Source organism: Colwellia sp. E150_009 (assembly GCF_053543955.1).
Map to the genome: position 1 here is coordinate 14485 of NZ_JBHFOM010000005.1, position 18796 is coordinate 33280.

Below are 18796 nucleotides of genomic sequence, written 5' to 3' on the forward strand. Positions count from 1 at the left end.
CACTAAAAATAACCAATAAAAACGCCCGTTAATGTAAATATCAACGGGCGTTTTATGTAAAGTTAATTAGCTTTTAGCGTTTTTTTTAAGCTTCTACTTGTAAAATCACTTTATCTGCTTTTGATGTATAGCTTTCCATTTTATCAAAATTTAAGTAACGGTAAGTATCGGCTGCAGTAGCATTAATTTGCTTCGCATAATTCATGTATTCTTCTACCGTTGGTAATCTACCTAAAATAGCACCAACACCCGCCAATTCAGCCGAAGTTAGGTAAACATTCGCACCATTACCTAAACGGTTAGGGAAGTTACGTGTAGAGGTTGAAAGTACAGTAGACTTTTCTGCAACACGTGCTTGGTTACCCATACATAGTGAACAGCCTGGTGTTTCCATACGTGCGCCAGCTTTGCCGTATATACTATAGTAACCTTCATCTGTTAATTGATCGCGATCCATCTTGGTTGGTGGCGCAACCCATAAACGTGTTGGTAATGTACCGTTGAATTTCTCAATAAGCTTACCTGCTGCACGGAAATGACCAATATTAGTCATACATGAACCAATGAATACTTCATCAATATCAACGCCAGAAACTTCTGATAATAATTTTGCATCATCAGGGTCGTTAGGACAACAAACGATAGGCTCTTTGATTTCATTTAAATCTATTTCAATCACTTGAGCATATTCAGCGTCAGCATCAGCTTCCATTAATGACGGATTAGCTAACCATGCTTCCATACTTTTTATACGACGAGTAATGGTACGAACATCACCGTAACCTTCACTGATCATCCATTTAAGCATAACAATGTTAGAGTTTAGATATTCAGCAACGGCGTCTTCTTCTAATTTAATAGTACAACCCGCAGCACTACGTTCAGCAGAAGCGTCAGATAATTCAAACGCTTGTTCAACTGACAAACCTTTAAGTCCTTCTATTTCTAACACACGACCAGAAAACTCGTTGATTTTCCCTGCTTTTTCAACGGTTAATAAGCCATTTTTAATACCATAGTAAGGAATAGCATGCACGAGATCACGTAAGGTGATACCTGGTTGCATTTCGCCTTTAAAGCGTACTAATACAGATTCAGGCATGTCAAGCGGCATAACACCGGTTGCAGCAGCAAAGGCAACTAAACCTGAGCCAGCAGGAAATGAGATACCGAGTGGGAAACGGGTATGTGAATCACCACCAGTACCAACGGTATCTGGTAATAGCATACGGTTTAACCATGAGTGAATTACACCATCACCTGGGCGAAGTGAAACACCACCACGATTCATCATAAAATCAGGTAATGTGTGATGTGTAATAACATCCACAGGCTTAGGATAAGCTGAAGTATGACAGAATGACTGCATGGTTAAATCAGCAGAAAAACCTAAACAAGCTAAATCTTTAAGCTCATCACGTGTCATTGGTCCAGTAGTATCTTGTGAGCCGACTGTAGTCATTTTAGGTTCACAATATTGGCCTGCACGAACACCATCGATACCACAGGCTTTACCTACCATTTTTTGTGCTAAGGTAAAACCTTTTGTCGATGAAGTTACTGCTGCTTGCTGAGAAAATAATTGAGGAGCAGGCAAGCCTAAAGCTTCACAAGCGCGAGTGGTTAAACCACGGCCGATAATCAGTGGAATGCGACCACCAGCACGAACTTCGTCTAATAATACTGGGCTAAGCTTAAATTCAGAAATCACTTCTCCAGCAGCATTTTTAACAAGGCCTTCATATGGGTAAATGTCAATGATATCGCCCATATTCATTTTTTGAACATCTAGTTCAATGGGTAATGCGCCTGAGTCTTCCATTGTGTTGTAAAAAATGGGGGCTATTTTGCCACCTAAACAAACACCGCCACTACGTTTATTAGGAATGCAAGGGATATCATCACCCATAAACCATAAAACAGAGTTAGTTGCAGATTTACGAGAAGATCCCGTACCCACAACATCACCAACATAAGCTAATGGAATGCCGTCTTTTTGTAATGCTTCAATTTGAGAGATTGGGCCGACAACGCCATCTTCATCAGGCGTAATACCTTCACGGGCAATTTTTAACATGGCTTTTGCGTGTAAAGGAATATCAGGACGAGACCAAGCGTCAGGTGCTGGTGATAAATCATCTGTGTTGGTTTCACCTGTTACTTTAAATACTTTAACCGTAATTTTTTCGGCTACTTTTTCTTTTGAAGTAAACCATTCACCATCAGCCCAAGATTGTAATACTTGCTTCGCTGCTGCATTACCAGCTTCGGCTTTTTCTTGTACATCATGAAATGCATCAAACATTAATAACGTATTTGATAAACCTTTAGCTGCAATATTTGCTAATTTATCAGAGTCTAATAAGTCAATCATTGGTTGAATATTATAGCCACCTAACATGGTACCTAATAATTCAGTGGCTTCTTCAGGTGTCAGTATAGGTGATGCTGTTTCACCTTTAGTGATGGCAGCTAAAAAACCAGCTTTAATGTAAGCTGCATCATCAACACCTGCAGGCACTCGATTTGTTAATAAATCAACTAAAAAGGCTTCTTCGCCAGCGGGGGGATTTTTTATTAATTCAACTAATGCTGCTGTTTGTTCAGCGTCTAAAGCTTTAGGTACAATACCTTCAGCGGCACGTTCTGCTATGTGGTTGCGATATTCTTGAAGCACGATATTCACCTTTTTATTTGGAGACACTAGTTACTTTAGAGGTGGCTCGAAAACATAAAGCCAATGTAGGACAAAGTTTTTAAGTATCCAGGGTTAAAAAACACCGTAATAATACAATATTGTCGACACTTTTTGTGGTTCGGTAGTAGTTACAGTGTTTATTCTCAATATATTAATTATCTATATCTCTTTGTTTTCAACGACTTGTTGTTTTTATTGTGTTTCTTTGTACGACTATAATACTAGTTGATTTTTTATTGATTTCAATATTGTCGGAAATGTTTTGTTTTTCTTAAGGTTGTATTATGCAAGTCAGACATACTAAAATAGCTGCTTACTATGATCTAATTGTTAAGTCGTGGGAAACGGCTTGATTGATAGTATAGGGGATAATGTAACTTTGAGCGACTAGGTTTTATATCTGTCTGGTAGTTTATGTTCTGATTGCGTTTTTACGCGGAGGTAAGTTGAGGTTAGTATTAAATCAACCCGAATTAGAACTCGGAAATAGATTTTTTTAATATAACCAATAATCTATTATAAGTCATATAACTATATTTTCTAGTTACCATTAGTGCTATGAATAGTCCTTATTTAAGCAAATGATTAGTAGTTAGCTGAAAATCAGGTAAAATAAGGGCAAAAATTTATCCTTCCAATTAGATTTTTACCATCAATAGCTAGAGAGAGTATCAAATGAGCCTGTATTTAGAGTATATCGCGGAAATTGAAACCCGCAAAAATGAGCTTGGTTTAGCAGCTAAGCCAATTGATAGTGCTGATTTATTATCAGAAATCATCGCGCAGATAAAAGATGAAAGTAATGCGCACCGTGAAGATTCTCTTAATTTCTTCATCTATAATACACTACCTGGTACAACAAGCGCTGCGAGTGTAAAAGCTGCCTTTTTAAAAGAAATCATATTAGGTGATTCAGTTGTAGCAGAAATCACACCAACATTTGCTTTTGAACTACTTTCACATATGAAAGGTGGTCCTTCAATTGAAGTTTTGCTTGACTTAGCACTGAGTGACGATGCTGCGTTATCAACACCCGCTTCTAATGTGCTAAAAACACAAGTATTCTTATATGATGCAGATACAGCTCGCCTTGAAGCGGCTTATAAAGCAGGTAACGCTATTGCTAAAGATATTTTGCAAAGCTACGCTAATGCTGAGTTCTTTACAAAATTACCTGATATTGAAGAAAAAATTGATGTTGTAACCTACATTGCTGGTGAAGGTGATATATCTACTGATTTACTTTCTCCTGGTAATCAAGCACATTCACGTGCAGACCGTGAGTTACATGGTAAATGCATGATATCTCCTGAAGCTCAAGATGAGATCCAAGAATTAAAAGCTAAAAACCCTAATGCCAAAGTAATGCTTATTGCGGAGAAAGGTACTATGGGGGTTGGTTCTTCACGTATGTCTGGTGTGAATAATGTTGCACTTTGGGCTGGTAAACAAGCAAGCCCGTATGTTCCATTTATTAATATAGCACCTGTTGTTGCAGGTACTAATGGCATTGCTCCCATTTTCTTGACCACTGTTGATGTAACTGGTGGTATTGGTCTTGACCTTAAAAATTGGGTTAAGAAAATTGATGTAAACGGTAATACCGTTGTAGATGAGAATGGTGATGCAATATTAGAAGAAGCATATTCTGTTGCTACAGGCACAGTATTAACTATTGATACCAAAGCGAAGAAATTATTTAATGGTGATAAAGAAGTCGCTGATGTATCGTCTGCTTTTACTCCTCAAAAAGTAGAGTTTATGAAAGCTGGTGGTTCTTACGCTGTTACATTCGGTAAGAAACTACAAACGCTTGCAGCAGAAACGCTAGGTGTTGAAGCACCTCAGGTTTATGCGTCTTCTAAAGAAATATCTCACGAAGGTCAAGGTTTAACAGCAGTTGAGAAAATATTCAACCGTAATGCTGTTGGTGTGGCATCTGAAACTGCTTTACATGCAGGTTCTAATGTTCGCGTTAAAGTAAACATTGTTGGTTCTCAAGATACTACTGGCCCTATGACTTGTCAGGAATTAGAAGCGATGGCTGCTTCTACCATTTCTCCATTGGTTGATGGTGCATACCAATCAGGCTGTCATACTGCATCAGTATGGGATAGTAAAGCGAAAGCAAACATTCCTAAGTTAATGAGCTTCATGAATGCTTTTGGTTTAATTACTGCACGTGATCCAAAAGGCGTTTATCCTGCAATGACTGATGTTATTCACAAGGTATTGAATGACATTACTGTGGATGATCGTGCTATTATTATTGGTGGTGACTCTCATACGCGTATGTCTAAAGGTGTCGCATTTGGTGCCGATTCTGGTACAGTTGCAATCGCACTAGCGACGGGCGAATCTGCCATGCCAATTCCTGAGTCAGTTAAAGTAACCTTTAAAGGTAACATGCAAGAGCACATGGATTTTCGTGATGTTGTTCACGCAACTCAAGCGCAAATGCTTAAGCAATTTGGCGGAGAGAATGTATTCCAAGGTCGCGTTATTGAAGTGCACATTGGTACTTTATTAGCAGACCAAGCGTTTACCTTTACAGATTGGTCTGCAGAAATGAAGGCTAAAGCGTCTATTTGTATTTCTAATGATGAAACATTAATTAAATCAATTGAGCTTGCGAAAAGCCGTATCCAAATTATGATCAATAAGGGTATGGAAAACAAAGCCAAAACTCTTGCTGGTTTAATTGCGTTAGCTGACAAACGCATCGAAGAAGTTAAGTCAGGCGCTGAACCAGCATTAGCACCTGATGATGCTGCTAAATACTATGCAGAAGTGGTTGTTGATTTAGATGTAATTGATGAACCAATGATAGCGGATCCTGATGTAAATAATGAAGACGTATCTAAGCGTTATACTCATGACGTTATTCGCCCTGTTTCATACTACGGTGGTAAAACAGTAGATTTAGGCTTTGTTGGCTCTTGTATGGTTCATAAAGGTGATATGCAAATTATCGCACAAATGTTACGTAATATTGAAAAACAAAATGGTAGCGTGTCATTTAAAGCACCATTAGTCATTGCACCACCAACTTATAATATTGTAGATGAACTTAAAGCAGAAGGTGACTGGGATATTCTTAAGAAGTACTCTGGTTTTGAATTTGATGATGCTCATCCAAAAGATGCAGCCCGTACTAAATATGAAAACATTATGTATTTAGAACGTCCAGGTTGTAACTTATGTATGGGTAACCAAGAAAAAGCTGAACCTGGTGATACGGTTATCGCCACGTCAACACGTTTATTCCAAGGGCGTGTTGTTGCTGATACTGCTGAGAAAAAAGGTGAGTCACTACTAGGTTCTACACCGTTAGTTGTGCTTTCAACAGTACTTGGTCGCTTCCCGACTCTTGAAGAGTACAAAAGTGCAGTAGAAGGTATTGACTTAACTAAATTCACTCCACCTACGCAAGAAATGAGTACTAAGTTTGCAGGTCAAGCGGTACCAATTAAAGTGGTATAGGTTAAGCAAAGTATCTGTTTTGCATAAATAAATTTGTATTTAGCAGGTTGAAAGCTTCACTCTAAAAAGGTTACTTATTTAACATAAGTAACCTTTTTTATATTTATGAATAACTACGTTTAATTAATTTTACTTGTCTTTCCGTTTGGTATGGCTTTACATTCAACTTTAGCCACGAGAGAAGGAAATATATAGTTTGGCATTGCCCGTTTATCATCAAAACCTTCAATACCTTGTAATATCTTTAATTCATAAGGGTATTGGCGACAAAGTAGGTAGGATTGGCGTAATAAGAAAGCTGACATACGGGTGAAGTTTACTTTGTTATTAGGAATTATTTCAAGCTGGTAGTTGTTTTTTGCTAATTCAGTTTGTCTGAATTGAATTTGGTGATCAAAATCCCATCGAGCAACATCAATACTATCCGTTTGCTTAATTGTTGAACTCGCACATGCGGTAATATTTAGAGAAGTTATGAAGAATATGAAAAGTAAAGGTGTTTTTTTCATCAGCATTCCTATTGATATAAAAAAAGACTGAACAAGTAACTTGTTCAGTCTTTAAGTATAACGCGTTCTAGTCTTTATGCGTGCTAGTTAGCGTGATAAGTTATTCTTAATCATCAAACAGCGTTTATCCTCTTGATGTTTTATCAGTAAGTTACGTTGGGTGCTAGCGGATAAACTCGTTAATTCAGCGAGTGCTTTTTCTAATCTAGCCACACTGACTTCACTGCAGGTTGCAGGAATCAAATTACTATAGCTGCGCATAAAAACAGGGCCATTGTTTTGATCTATAGTTGCTAAACTGCTTATGCGTTGTTCGGCGCTTTGTTCATTCAGTTTATTTTGTTCGCTTGGGTAAAGTGCTGTCATTGCAGTACGTAATTTAGAAAAAGGAAGTTCGCTATTTTTTTGTTGAATTTTTGCTAGCCATTCAGATTTTATCTGTGATTCAGGGGCAATAACACGGGCATAAATAGCTGCTTTTTCACCCGTATCAGAATGATCAAGTGTTAATTCATGGTTGATTAACTCAACCGCATTTGCATGTTGAAAGCGACTAAGCTGTGCAATAATATCCCAACGAACATCTTGGTTAATTGATAAGTTTTCTAAAGAATGTTGTGCGGTGAGTAATTTATATAAGTTATCTAATGCCTCAGGCGAGTGGGCAAGGGCTACATAACTAGTAAACCAACGACGTTGCTTGTTTTTATTGTCGCTGTTAGCTAACGTACTTTGCCACGTAATATCTTCTAATTGTAAGGCAATAGCTTTTGTATAATCATTTTGGCTGCCTAACCCCTTATTTAAATAAGCGTTAGCAGCGGTTAACTGATCAAGCACTTGCCCTAAGGTGGTGTAATCTTGCTCAAGAGGAACGTTGGCTAATGCTACGGATAAATATTTATTTAAAGGTAGTTTTCCATCAAGAACACTATCCCATAAGCTTTGCCAAAGCATTGAACGTAGTAAAGGGTTTTCAATTTGTGCTAACGCTTTTTGGGTGGTGGCAAACGATCGTTTATCTAAATTAACTTTAACAAACGCCCAATCTTGGTAATTAGGGTAAACTAAATCAGGACAAGCAGCGCCAATTAACTCATGCACTGGTGTGTTTGAACCATTATAGATTACGGCCATTTTATTGGTTAATTTAAAACCAGGGTGAGTGGCATTAAAAAGTGCTAATTGTATTTTTTGTTCACGTAATGTTGGTTGGTTGTCATCAGCTGACTGTAATAGTTCAAATGAAGTTATTATACCTTGTTCACATTGATAGTTAGCTTCGATAGTATTTACACCAGCTTGATATAACCAGTCTTGTTGCCATTGGCTTAAATCTTTACCACTCGTTTTAGCTAAACTGTTGATAAAATCATCGAGAATAGCATTTTTATAGGCGTTGTCTTTTAAGTAGTTATGAATACCTTGCTGGAAGATTTTTTCACCTAATAAGTGACGCAATTGGTTTAGTACCGAAGCGCCTTTGGAATAAGTTATTGCATCAATATTATCAAAGGCATTTGCTGTTGATGGTACGGGAACTTCAATTGGATGCGTTGTGACTTGTTGATCAGCACTATAGGCGGCTTGTTTACCACCAGCATAAAAACTACGCCAAGCGTTGTTAAACTCAGTTGCTTCACTTGTGGCAAGGGTTGCCATAAATGCTGCAAAACTTTCATTTAACCATAAACCATTCCACCACTTCATGGTGGCTAAATTACCAAACCATTGGTGTGCCATTTCATGCATTATAACACTGGCAAGCCTTTGACGGCGGCTTTGGCTCATTTCGCCGTTGGTTAAAAAACTTTTTTCAGCGAAAGTAACCGCAGCAGAATTCTCCATTGCACCATATAAAAAATCAGGTACTAATACTTGATCATATTTCTTAAAGGGATAGTTGATTCCAAAATATTCATCAAAAAACTCAAAGCCTTGTTTGGTATAGGTAAACCAGTGTTCTGGTGTGATTTGATCTGCAACAGATTGACGGGCAAATAAACGCAGTGGATATTTGCCGCTATTGTCTTGCCACATTGTGTACGGACCAGCATGCATAGAGAAATTATAAGGACTCAAGATTAAGGTTTTTGGAAACTGCCAAAGGGTAAATTCGCCTTGTGGTGTTGTTTTGGTTTCTCTGGTTGCTGAAAATACGGTCCAATCTTTTGGTGCAGACACTGTTAGCTCATAAGTCGCTTTAAGATCAGGTTGGTCAAATAGGGCAAACATTTGTTGCGCAGCAGCAGGTTCAAAATGGGAATAAAGATACACTTTGCCATCAACTGGATCTTTAAAACGATGTAAACCTTCGCCATTAGTGTTGTGTTTACGTGTAAAACTAACCGAAACTTTATTAGAACCTTGCTTTAGCTGCTGAGCAGGTAAAGTAATAAACCAGCCGTTATAGTTTTGGTTGAGGTTTGGTTCAGTTACTGTTTTACCATTAATGATTAAATTTGTTATTTCTGCCTTATTTAAATCGACTGTCAAAGGTGTTTTATTATCTGATAAATTAAAATTAATAGTAGATGTTGCCGTAAAATTTTCTTGGCCTGTTAAGTTGAAGCTCAATTGATAATTTACGTTAGACACACGTTCAGAACGTTTAAATGCTCGCGTTTGACTTAGGTATTGGTTTTCTACTCTAGGAGATAAAGGCGTTGATGTTAGTGCAGATGTTTGATTATTACTGTTATTTGCTTCATTTATTGATGATTGGCAACCACTTAATAATGATACCGATATTATTATTGTAATTATTTGCAGAGTTAAGTTTTTACGTAAATTTTTCAAGAGTAGTCTCAATATGAGCTTTGTAAATTTTAATGAATTATAAATCAGAACGCCTTTAGGGAAAAGAGCACGCCTATTGACATTTAAATGCTAAAGGCTTGAGCGTAAAGAAGTAAGCACAATGCAATAATGCTCTGATTTGGAGAGAAGAGGGGCTTATTAAGTAGTAATATTGGTGCAAAAAAATTATAAACAAGTGAGCTTTAAGTCTAACTTATTGATATTAATTGTTTTAATTCTTTGGCTTGAATTTTGTATTCTAATGATTTATGAAAAATGAATTTTGGAAAATAAGTAACCGTTAAGTTGATAAAATATGAGCATATTTACAAAAAGTGTTAGAAAGAGTAATACAACAAAATATCAATTAAATAGCTCGCTGAACGAGCAATTAAGTATCTTACTTGTTGAAAAAGGTGTTGACCAAAAGTCATTGTTAACTAGGTCGTTAGTTGACTTTGGTTATCAGGTCATTCAACACAGCTATCAAAATGATAATATTATCGAGCAAATTGAGCTATATAACCCTAATATTCTAATATTAGCCACTGATTTACCCAGTAATTCCATACTGAGATCTTTGTCTGAGGTAAATCAATTATTACCTTTGCCTATTATCATTTTCGCAGAAAATGACTCTCCTAATGTGATTAAAAAAGCCATCAAGTCGGGAGTAAGCGCTTATATTGTGAGTGAAATACATCCTCAACGAATTAAAAGTATTATTTCTGTTGCTAACGAACGTTTTAAAGCCGTAGAGTCATTAAAAAATGAGCTTAAACAGGCAAAGACTCAGCTAGAAAGTAGAAAATTAATTGAACGAGCCAAAGGTTTATTAATGGAACAAAAACAATTAACTGAGAAAGAGTCGTATGAAGCGTTACGAAAAATGGCGATGAATCAAGGAAGTACTTTGGCTATGGTCGCCAAGAATATTATTGATGTTTGCTCTCTGCTTTCTGCACCTAATATAACCAAAACAATTTGAACATATGTGGTGCAGTTCATTATTTTTGTGCAATTAATAGGGGCTAAATAGATGTTGGTGGGTTTTTTATCATAATAAACAATGGGTTATATTTTGGCGTGTTTTGTGCTTTATTTGTAGTTATAAACTGGTAATAGTTTACTTAAAACATTTTTATCAATGGCGATAAAAATTGAAAATTGAACTTACAACAATGGCGTTGTAAAAGATGAGAAACTAAATTTTTCATCTGTTGAGCAATGGCGCTCATCAATACTCAACTTACATAAGTTGAGTATTGATGAGCGTTTTTTATTTTAATCTTTAAATTTTTATTTATACCGCAAGGAACATATAATGAATTGGATCAAATTAATAACCTCTACTTTGATAAGCGTTTCACTTTGTACTGTCATCTCATTTTTGGTGGCTAGTACAGTGTTTAGTGAGGAATTAGGAGAACCTGAAAAAGATGAGCTGAAATTTGGCTTTATTAAACTAACTGATATGGCTCCTATTGCCATCGCTTATGAAAATGGATATTTCGAAGATGAGGGGTTATATGTCACTATCGAAGCGCAAGCGAACTGGAAAGTCCTCTTAAATGGTGTTATTGATGGCTCATTAGATGGCGCACATATGCTTGCTGGTCAACCCATCGCCGCAACCTTGGGATATGGTACTCAAGCAGATATCATTACGCCATTTTCCATGGATTTAAATGGGAATGCTATTACGGTATCCAATGATATTTGGGAGAAAATGAAGCCAGGTATTCCTAAAATGGCTGATGGCAGGCCTGTCCACCCTATTAAAGCAGATACGTTAAAACCTGTTATTGAAGCATTAAAATCAGCTGGAAAGCCATTTAAAATGGGTATGGTATTTCCTGTTTCCACTCATAACTATGAGTTACGGTATTGGTTGGCAGCAGGCGGTATACATCCTGGTTATTATGCGCCTCACAAAGGTGATACGTCAGGACAAATTGATGCACAAGCATTGTTATCAGTAACCCCTCCACCACAAATGCCATCAACGATGGAGGCAGGAACAATTCATGGTTACTGTGTTGGAGAACCATGGAACCAACAAGCGGTATTTAAAAATATAGGCGTGCCAGTAGTTACCGACTATGAAATTTGGAAAGATAACCCAGAGAAAGTTTTTGGCATAACCGCGAAGTTTGCCGAAAAATACCCAAACACCACTATTCGTTTAACACGTGCATTAATACGAGCTGCCAAATGGTTAGATGAAAACAATAATGCAAACCGTCCTGCTGCTGTAAAAATTCTTTCGCAATCAAACTACGTAGGTGCAGATTATGATGTTATTGCTAATTCAATGACAGGTACTTTTGAATATGAAAAAGGTGATAAACGTGCTGTACCGGACTTCAATGTGTTTTTTAGATATAACGCAACATACCCGTATTACTCTGATGCTATTTGGTATTTAACGCAAATGCGTCGTTGGGGGCAAATCTCTGATGATAAAAGTGACCAATGGTACAAAGAGCTGGCTGCAAAAGTATATCGTCCTGATATCTACACTAAAGCAGCAAAGTCGCTTATCGCTGATAAGATAATTTCAGCAAGTGAATTTCCTAATTTTGAAAAAGAAACAGGTTTTAAAGCACCACAAAAACACTTTATTGACGATATTGTTTACGATGGAAGTCAACCAAATGCTTATTTAGAAAAATTCAAAATTGGTCTTAAACAAGGGCAAAAACTTTAAAACGATATTTATATTCATACTGTTGAAGATGCGGAAAACTCCCATTAATAGCCAGTTTGGATATACACATTAACATATCGATAAAGGAATAAATTTATGAGTTCAACAGCAATACACATTCACAAATCAACAACTTTTGAGAGAGTAATGAAAACCAAGATGAAAATTGTCAGTAAAATTTCAGATGCATTGTTATTGCCCATTGTAGGCATTTCAATATTTTTATTTTTATGGTCAATTACAGCGCAAAATATCAATACCTCGTTAGGTGAATTTCCTGGTCCTAGGGCTGTTGTTGAACAATTCTCTAATTTGTACGATGAACATATCACAGAACGAGAGAAAGCCAGTGCATTTTATGAGCGCCAAGTTAAACGCAATGCGGCAAAAATAGAAAAAAATCCTGATTATGTCCCAAAAATTAGAGCGTACACGGGCAAAGAAACGTTTGTTGACCAAATCTTTACAAGTTTGATCACCGTAACCACTGGCTTTTTAGTTGCTGCTCTCATTGCTATCCCATTAGGTATTTGGATGGGGTTAAGTCAACGCTTAAATTCAGCCTTTAATCCGATAGTGCAAATTTTTAAACCTGTCTCACCTTTGGCATGGTTACCGTTAGTTACCATGATTGTTAGTGCAATGTATGTCTCGGATGATCCTATGGTGTCTAAATCCTTTTTAACCTCAATGATCACAGTTAGTCTTTGTAGTTTATGGCCGATGGTCATTAATACCTCAATTGGTGTTTCATCAATAGACAATGATTTACTCAATGTAAGTAAGGTTTTACGTTTACCGACTTTTACACATATTAAAAAAATAGTGTTGCCAGCATCGATCCCCATGATATTTACTGGCATGCGTTTGTCTTTTGGTGTCGCTTGGATGGTGTTAATTGCTGCAGAAATGTTGGCGCAAAACCCTGGTTTGGGTAAGTTTGTGTGGGATGAGTTTCAAAACGGTAGTTCAGACTCACTGGCAAGAATTATGGCCGCAGTTATTGTTATCGGTTTTATAGGTTTTTTATTAGATCGGTTGATGTTAGCTATACAACGCAAAGTATCTTGGGATAAAACCAGCGTAAACGCTTAAGGAAAAATTATGAATTCACCAATAATAACTGACAGCAAAGAGAATCCATTTTTAAATATTAGTCAAATAGATATGGCTTTCCCTACTGATACAGGCAGTTTTACCGCACTAAAATCAGTCGATTTACAAATAGATAAAGGGGAGTTTATATCCCTTATTGGTCATTCAGGTTGCGGTAAATCAACAGTGCTGAATATTGTTGCAGGGCTTTACCAAGCAACAAAGGGAGGCGTATTACTAAAAAATAAAGAAGTGAATAAACCAGGACCTGAACGCGCAGTTGTTTTCCAGAATCACTCTTTATTGCCTTGGTTAACGTCTTTTCAAAATGTCGAACTTGCAGTTAAACAAGTTTTTAACAAAACCATGTCAAAAGCTGAGATGAAAGAATGGATTGAATATAACTTAACACTGGTTCATATGGATCATGCTATGCATAAACGACCAGATGAAATTTCAGGAGGCATGAAGCAGCGTGTAGGTATTGCACGTGCTTTAGCAATGCAGCCAGAAGTGTTATTAATGGACGAACCTTTTGGTGCCCTCGATGCATTAACTCGCGCACACATGCAAGACTCCTTAATGGAGATCCAAAATGAATTAAACAACACCGTGATTATGATCACTCATGATGTTGATGAAGCAGTTTTACTCTCTGATCGTATTGTGATGATGACTAATGGGCCTGAAGCAACGGTGGGTGAAATTTTAGAGGTAAACCTAGAACGACCGCGTAATCGGTTATCGCTAGCTAAAGATATTGTATATAACCGCCTACGCTCTGAAGTATTAACTTTTCTATACGAAAAACAACGAAAAGTAGAAAATATCTCTGAAAAACCTACGGCAAAAAAAACAATAGTAAAGCAGGCGGTTAATGAGTCGTAACTCTTTGTTACTTAAGTCTAAAGTAAAACTAATACATGAAAATATAAAAAATTAAAACAAACGTAACTAAGAAAATAAGAGGAAATAAATACATGAAACCTTCGAAGAACGCGCTATATCTATCTACTATTTTATTGACAAGTAGTGCTTCAGTAGCAATGGCTGATTCAATTACTGAGGCATTAATTAATGGTAAAATGAGTGCAAATTTGAATTTACGTTATGAAAATGTTTCACAAGATAATGCTCTTAAAGATGCCGATGCATTGACATTACGAACCAGAGTTACCTACATTACAGACAGCTTTAAGGGTTTTTCTTCATTGGTAGAATTTGAAGATTCACGTAATGTACTTGGTATTGATGATTATAATAATACTTTAGGGAAAAATGGAGCCTACTCGGTGATAGCAGATCCTGAAACTACTGAGTTAGATCAGTTTGTATTACAGTACAAAAATAAATTATTAACAATGAAGGCTGGACGCCAAGTGATTACTAAAGATAATCACCGATTTGTAGGACACGTAGGTTGGCGTCAAGATAGGCAAACTTTTGATGGAATAACTTTTGTGTATCAACCTATTGATGAGCTAAGCCTTGAGTATGGCTATATCACCAAGCGAAATAGAATTTTTGCCCAAGGAAATGATATTGATTCTAAAGATCATTTACTTAATGTGTCATATAAAACAGCTATTGGTAAAATAGCTGCTTATAGTTACTTATTAGAAGTAGATAATGATGTTGAAAATGGGCTTGATACTTATGGTTTAAGTTTAAATGGTATGGCTGATGTTGGTGAGCAAACAATTTCATATAAATTAGAATATGCAACGCAAGACTCTGATAGTGCCACTGATTCTTACAGTGCTGATTATTTAGCTGCAGAGTTAGGTACATCGTTTTCTGGTATTACTATTAAAGCTGGATATGAATTACTGGGATCAGATGATGGTATGTTTGGTTTTTCTACACCCTTAGCAACATTACATAAATTTAATGGTTGGACAGATCAATTCTTAGCAACACCAAAAGAAGGTTTAGCTGATATGTACGCGAGTATTGGTGGTAAAGTTGCAGGCGGTAAGTGGTCGGTTATTTATCATAAATTTGATGCTGATAAAGCATCGGCTACGGTTGATGATTTAGGTTCTGAAGTGGATGCAGTATATACTAAAAGTTTCAGTAAAAATTATTCAGCAGGTATTAAATTCGCATCATACTTTGCAGGTGATTTAACAGCAGGGAAAGTTGATACAGACAAAATATGGTTATGGGGTACAGTGAAGTTTTAAAAATAAACTTGGCTTCATAAAAAAGCCAGCGATTAATTGCTGGCTTTTTAGTATTTAAAACATTAATATTTAATGGCTTAGCATTAAATTATTGGGTTCTTAATCTTTTGTTTACTTTTTCTTTTTCACAGCTTTAGCGTTAGGTAAATCGGTAATTGAGCCTTCAAAAATTTCTGCGGCTAAACCAACTGATTCATGCAATGTTGGGTGTGCATGAATAGTTAAACCAATATCTTCAGCATCGGCACCCATTTCAACAGCTAAACAGATTTCACCTAGTAATTCACCTGCATTGATACCAACAATGGCACCACCAAGGATACGGCCACTGTCTTTTTCAAAAATAAGCTTTGTTTTACCTTCAGTACGAGCAGAAGCGATTGCTCTACCTGATGCAGCCCAAGGGAAGTTTACAGCTTCAATGTTCAAGCCTTGTTCTTTTGCTTCGCGTTCAGTAACACCAACCCAAGCCATTTCTGGATCAGTATAAGCGATAGAAGGAATACAGCGAGGATCAAACTCATGCTTTTTACCTGCAATCACTTCAGCAGCACAATGTGCTTCATGCACGGCTTTATGTGCAAGCATAGGTTGTCCTACAACATCACCAATAGCGAAAATATGAGGAACATTAGTACGCATTTCTTTAGATACATTGATAAAACCACGCTCATCAACATTTACGCCGGCTTTATCCGCAGCAACTAAATGACCATTGGGTTTACGACCAACAGCCACTAAAATTTTGTCATAACGTACTTGTTCTGCAGGTGCATTTTTACCTTCAAACGTTACATACAAACCATCATCTTTAGCATCAACTGCAACCACTTTAGTTGACAGCATCACTGATTTGAAACGTGGTTTATTATATTTAGTGTATATTTTCACAATATCTGTATCAGCCGCTGGTACTAATTGGTCAGCAAATTCAACCACTGATACATTAGAGCCTAATGAGCTATACACTGTGCCCATTTCTAAACCAATAATACCACCACCTAAAACTAACATTTCGGCAGGAACATCTTTCAGTTCAAGGGCACCTGTAGAGTCGATAACGCGAGGATCTTCAGTAGGGATGAAAGGTAGGTCAACAACAGAAGAGCCACAAGCAATAATTGCATTGTCAAAAGTGATCGTTGTTTTACCATCAGTGCCTTCAACTTCAATTGTTTTGTCTGATGTAAATTTACCGAACCCAGTGACTGTTTTAACTTTACGCATTTTGGCCATACCGCTAATACCCTGCGTTAATTTGCCAACAACATCTTTGTCTTTCCATTGACGAATTTTTTCTAAATCAATTTCAGGCTTACCAAAAGTAACACCGTGGGCTGCCATATCTTTAGCATCATCAATGACTTTAGCAACGTGAAGTAATGCTTTTGATGGAATACATCCAACATTTAAACAAACACCACCTAAAGAATCATATTTCTCTACTAATACGACATCTAAGCCTAAATCTGCTGCACGAAATGCTGCTGAATAACCACCAGGGCCAGCACCTAAAACCACAACTTGAGTTTGAATATCACTCATAATTTCCCTTATTAACCTTATTTATTTGGTTGAAAATATTGATGGCGAAATTCTACGCTGATCCAGTGAATTTCGCCAATAATAATTGTTAAATTCTGACTAAAGTATTAATTTACGAATATCGGACATTACGCTGGCTAAATGCACGGTAAAACGTGCAGCTAGCGCACCGTCAATAACACGATGGTCGTAAGACATTGACAATGGTAACATTAACTTAGGTTCAAAATCTTTACCATTCCATTTCGGTTTTATTTCAGATTTAGATACACCTAAAATAGCCACTTCAGGGGCGTTAACAATTGGGGTAAATGCTGTTCCACCAATGCCACCAAGGCTTGAAATAGTAAAACAACCACCTTGCATATCAGCCGCTTTTAACTTACCTTCGCGGGCTTTAATGCTTATGTCGAGTAATTCGCGAGATAGCTCATGAATACCTTTTTTATCCACATCACGCACAACTGGTACAACTAAACCATTTGGGGTATCAACTGCAACGCCTATGTGAATGTATTTTTTCAATATTAAGCTTTCGCCATCCTCACTTAAGCTAGAGTTAAACGTTGGGTAAGCACGTAAAGCATCTGCTACCGCTTTTAAAATAAAGACTAATGGTGTGATTTTAAAACCAAGTTTTTGTTTTTCACAAACTACATTTTGTTCTTTACGAAATGCTTCAACATTGGTGATATCTGCTTCATCAAACTGAGTAACATGAGGGATAGTCACCCAGTTACGGTGTAAGAATGGCCCAGATATTTTCTGAATACGTGACAATGGTTTTGTTTCAATCTCACCAAATTTAGCGAAATCAATCGCTTTGGCACTGACAACTTGTAAGCCACCTTCACCTGATGCAACAGAGCTACCCGCATTGGCTTTAGGTCGAGAAAGTTCATATTTAACATAAGACTGTACATCTTCTTTTAAAATACGACCTTTGTTACCACTGCCTTTTACTTGGGTTAAATCAACACCAAACTCACGGGCAATACGGCGAATAGAAGGAGAGCTATAAATAGTTCCTTTTTTACTTGTACCTGCTTGTGGATGATGCGGAACGGGTGAACTAGCTGGGGCTGTTGTAGGAGCAACTTTAGCTGGTGCTTCAACTGGTGCTGCAGGAGCCGCTGTTGGTGAAGTATCAGTAGCTACGCCACTTGATGTTTCAAGCTTAATAACAACACTGCCTTGTTTAACTTTGTCGCCCACATTAATAAAGACTTCTTTAACTGTACCCGCATGTGTTGAAGGTACGTCCATGGTGGCTTTATCTGTTTCGAGTGTGATTAAACCATCTTCTTCTTCAATGGTATCACCTACACTAACGAGCACTTCGATTACGTCAACTTCACCGTCTTCACCAATATCAGGTACGGCAATTTCAATTATCGAAGACGTAGTTGTCGCTGCTACTGGGGCAGGAGCAGCCACTTCAGCAACAGGTGCCGGCGTTGGCTCAGCAACAGGTGCTTCTACAGGAGCTGCTTCTTCAGTTGCTGGTGCTTCATCAGTGCTTGTAGACTCACCAGCACTGATTTCACCAATGACATCGCCTTCTTTTATTTTATCGCCAACAGCAACAGATAAACTAAGTAAAGTGCCAGCAAAAGGTGCTGGTATATCCATAGATGCTTTATCGGTTTCAACCGTAACAATACCTTCGTCAGCTTCAAGAGCGTCGCCAACAGCGACACAAATTTCTATGATTTCAACTTCTTCGCCGCCAACATCGGGAACTAGAATTTTTTCATTAGACATTTTATTT

At 37.3% G+C, this 18796-nt stretch carries 11 protein-coding genes; 6 read left to right on the forward strand and 5 right to left on the reverse strand.

The features are described 5' to 3' along the window. Window positions 1-85: 85 nt before the first annotated feature. Window positions 86-2677, reverse strand: coding sequence for a bifunctional aconitate hydratase 2/2-methylisocitrate dehydratase (acnB, locus tag ACE1OF_RS03620; RefSeq protein ID WP_448892876.1), 2592 nt, complete (start codon window positions 2675-2677; stop codon window positions 86-88). A gap of 696 nt (window positions 2678-3373) precedes the next feature. Between acnB and ACE1OF_RS03625 the strand changes: the two genes are divergently transcribed. Then, complete coding sequence (locus ACE1OF_RS03625; protein WP_448892877.1) at window positions 3374-6181, forward strand: bifunctional aconitate hydratase 2/2-methylisocitrate dehydratase; 2808 nt, start codon at window positions 3374-3376, stop codon at window positions 6179-6181. A 119-nt stretch (window positions 6182-6300) separates the two neighbouring features. Here ACE1OF_RS03625 and ACE1OF_RS03630 read toward each other — a convergent pair whose 3' ends face one another. Continuing rightward, entirely contained in the window at window positions 6301-6690 is a 390-nt protein-coding gene (locus ACE1OF_RS03630) for a hypothetical protein (RefSeq protein ID WP_448892878.1), read from the reverse strand. An 87-nt stretch (window positions 6691-6777) separates the two neighbouring features. After that, on the reverse strand, window positions 6778-9489 hold the full coding sequence (pepN, locus tag ACE1OF_RS03635) for an aminopeptidase N (protein ID WP_448892879.1): 2712 nt from the start codon (window positions 9487-9489) through the stop codon (window positions 6778-6780). Window positions 9490-9805: 316 nt separating this feature from the next. Here pepN and ACE1OF_RS03640 point away from each other — a divergent pair, with 316 nt between their 5' ends. The 5 genes from ACE1OF_RS03640 (at window position 9806) to ACE1OF_RS03660 (ending at window position 15480) form a co-directional block, all read left to right on the forward strand. Further along, window positions 9806-10477 (forward strand): ANTAR domain-containing response regulator, encoded by a 672-nt coding sequence (locus ACE1OF_RS03640; protein ID WP_448892880.1) that lies wholly within the window; start codon window positions 9806-9808, stop codon window positions 10475-10477. 336 nt (window positions 10478-10813) lie between these two features. Continuing rightward, window positions 10814-12199 (forward strand): CmpA/NrtA family ABC transporter substrate-binding protein, encoded by a 1386-nt coding sequence (locus tag ACE1OF_RS03645; protein WP_448892881.1) that lies wholly within the window; start codon window positions 10814-10816, stop codon window positions 12197-12199. Window positions 12200-12346: 147 nt separating this feature from the next. Next, window positions 12347-13294, forward strand: a complete 948-nt coding sequence (locus ACE1OF_RS03650; RefSeq protein ID WP_448893000.1) for an ABC transporter permease — start codon at window positions 12347-12349, stop codon at window positions 13292-13294. A 72-nt stretch (window positions 13295-13366) separates the two neighbouring features. Continuing rightward, window positions 13367-14182, forward strand: coding sequence for an ABC transporter ATP-binding protein (locus ACE1OF_RS03655; protein WP_448893001.1), 816 nt, complete (start codon window positions 13367-13369; stop codon window positions 14180-14182). A 92-nt stretch (window positions 14183-14274) separates the two neighbouring features. Continuing rightward, entirely contained in the window at window positions 14275-15480 is a 1206-nt protein-coding gene (locus ACE1OF_RS03660; RefSeq protein ID WP_448892882.1) for an alginate export family protein, read from the forward strand. Window positions 15481-15591: 111 nt separating this feature from the next. On the opposite strand, the gene lpdA is transcribed toward ACE1OF_RS03660, so the two are convergent. Both lpdA and aceF read right to left on the reverse strand, forming a co-directional pair. Continuing rightward, entirely contained in the window at window positions 15592-17025 is a 1434-nt protein-coding gene (gene lpdA, locus ACE1OF_RS03665) for a dihydrolipoyl dehydrogenase (protein ID WP_448892883.1), read from the reverse strand. Between the two features lie 99 nt (window positions 17026-17124). Beyond that, window positions 17125-18789: a dihydrolipoyllysine-residue acetyltransferase gene (gene aceF, locus ACE1OF_RS03670; RefSeq protein WP_448892884.1), complete on the reverse strand. Its 1665-nt coding sequence runs from the start codon at window positions 18787-18789 to the stop codon at window positions 17125-17127. Window positions 18790-18796 lie beyond the last annotated feature (7 nt).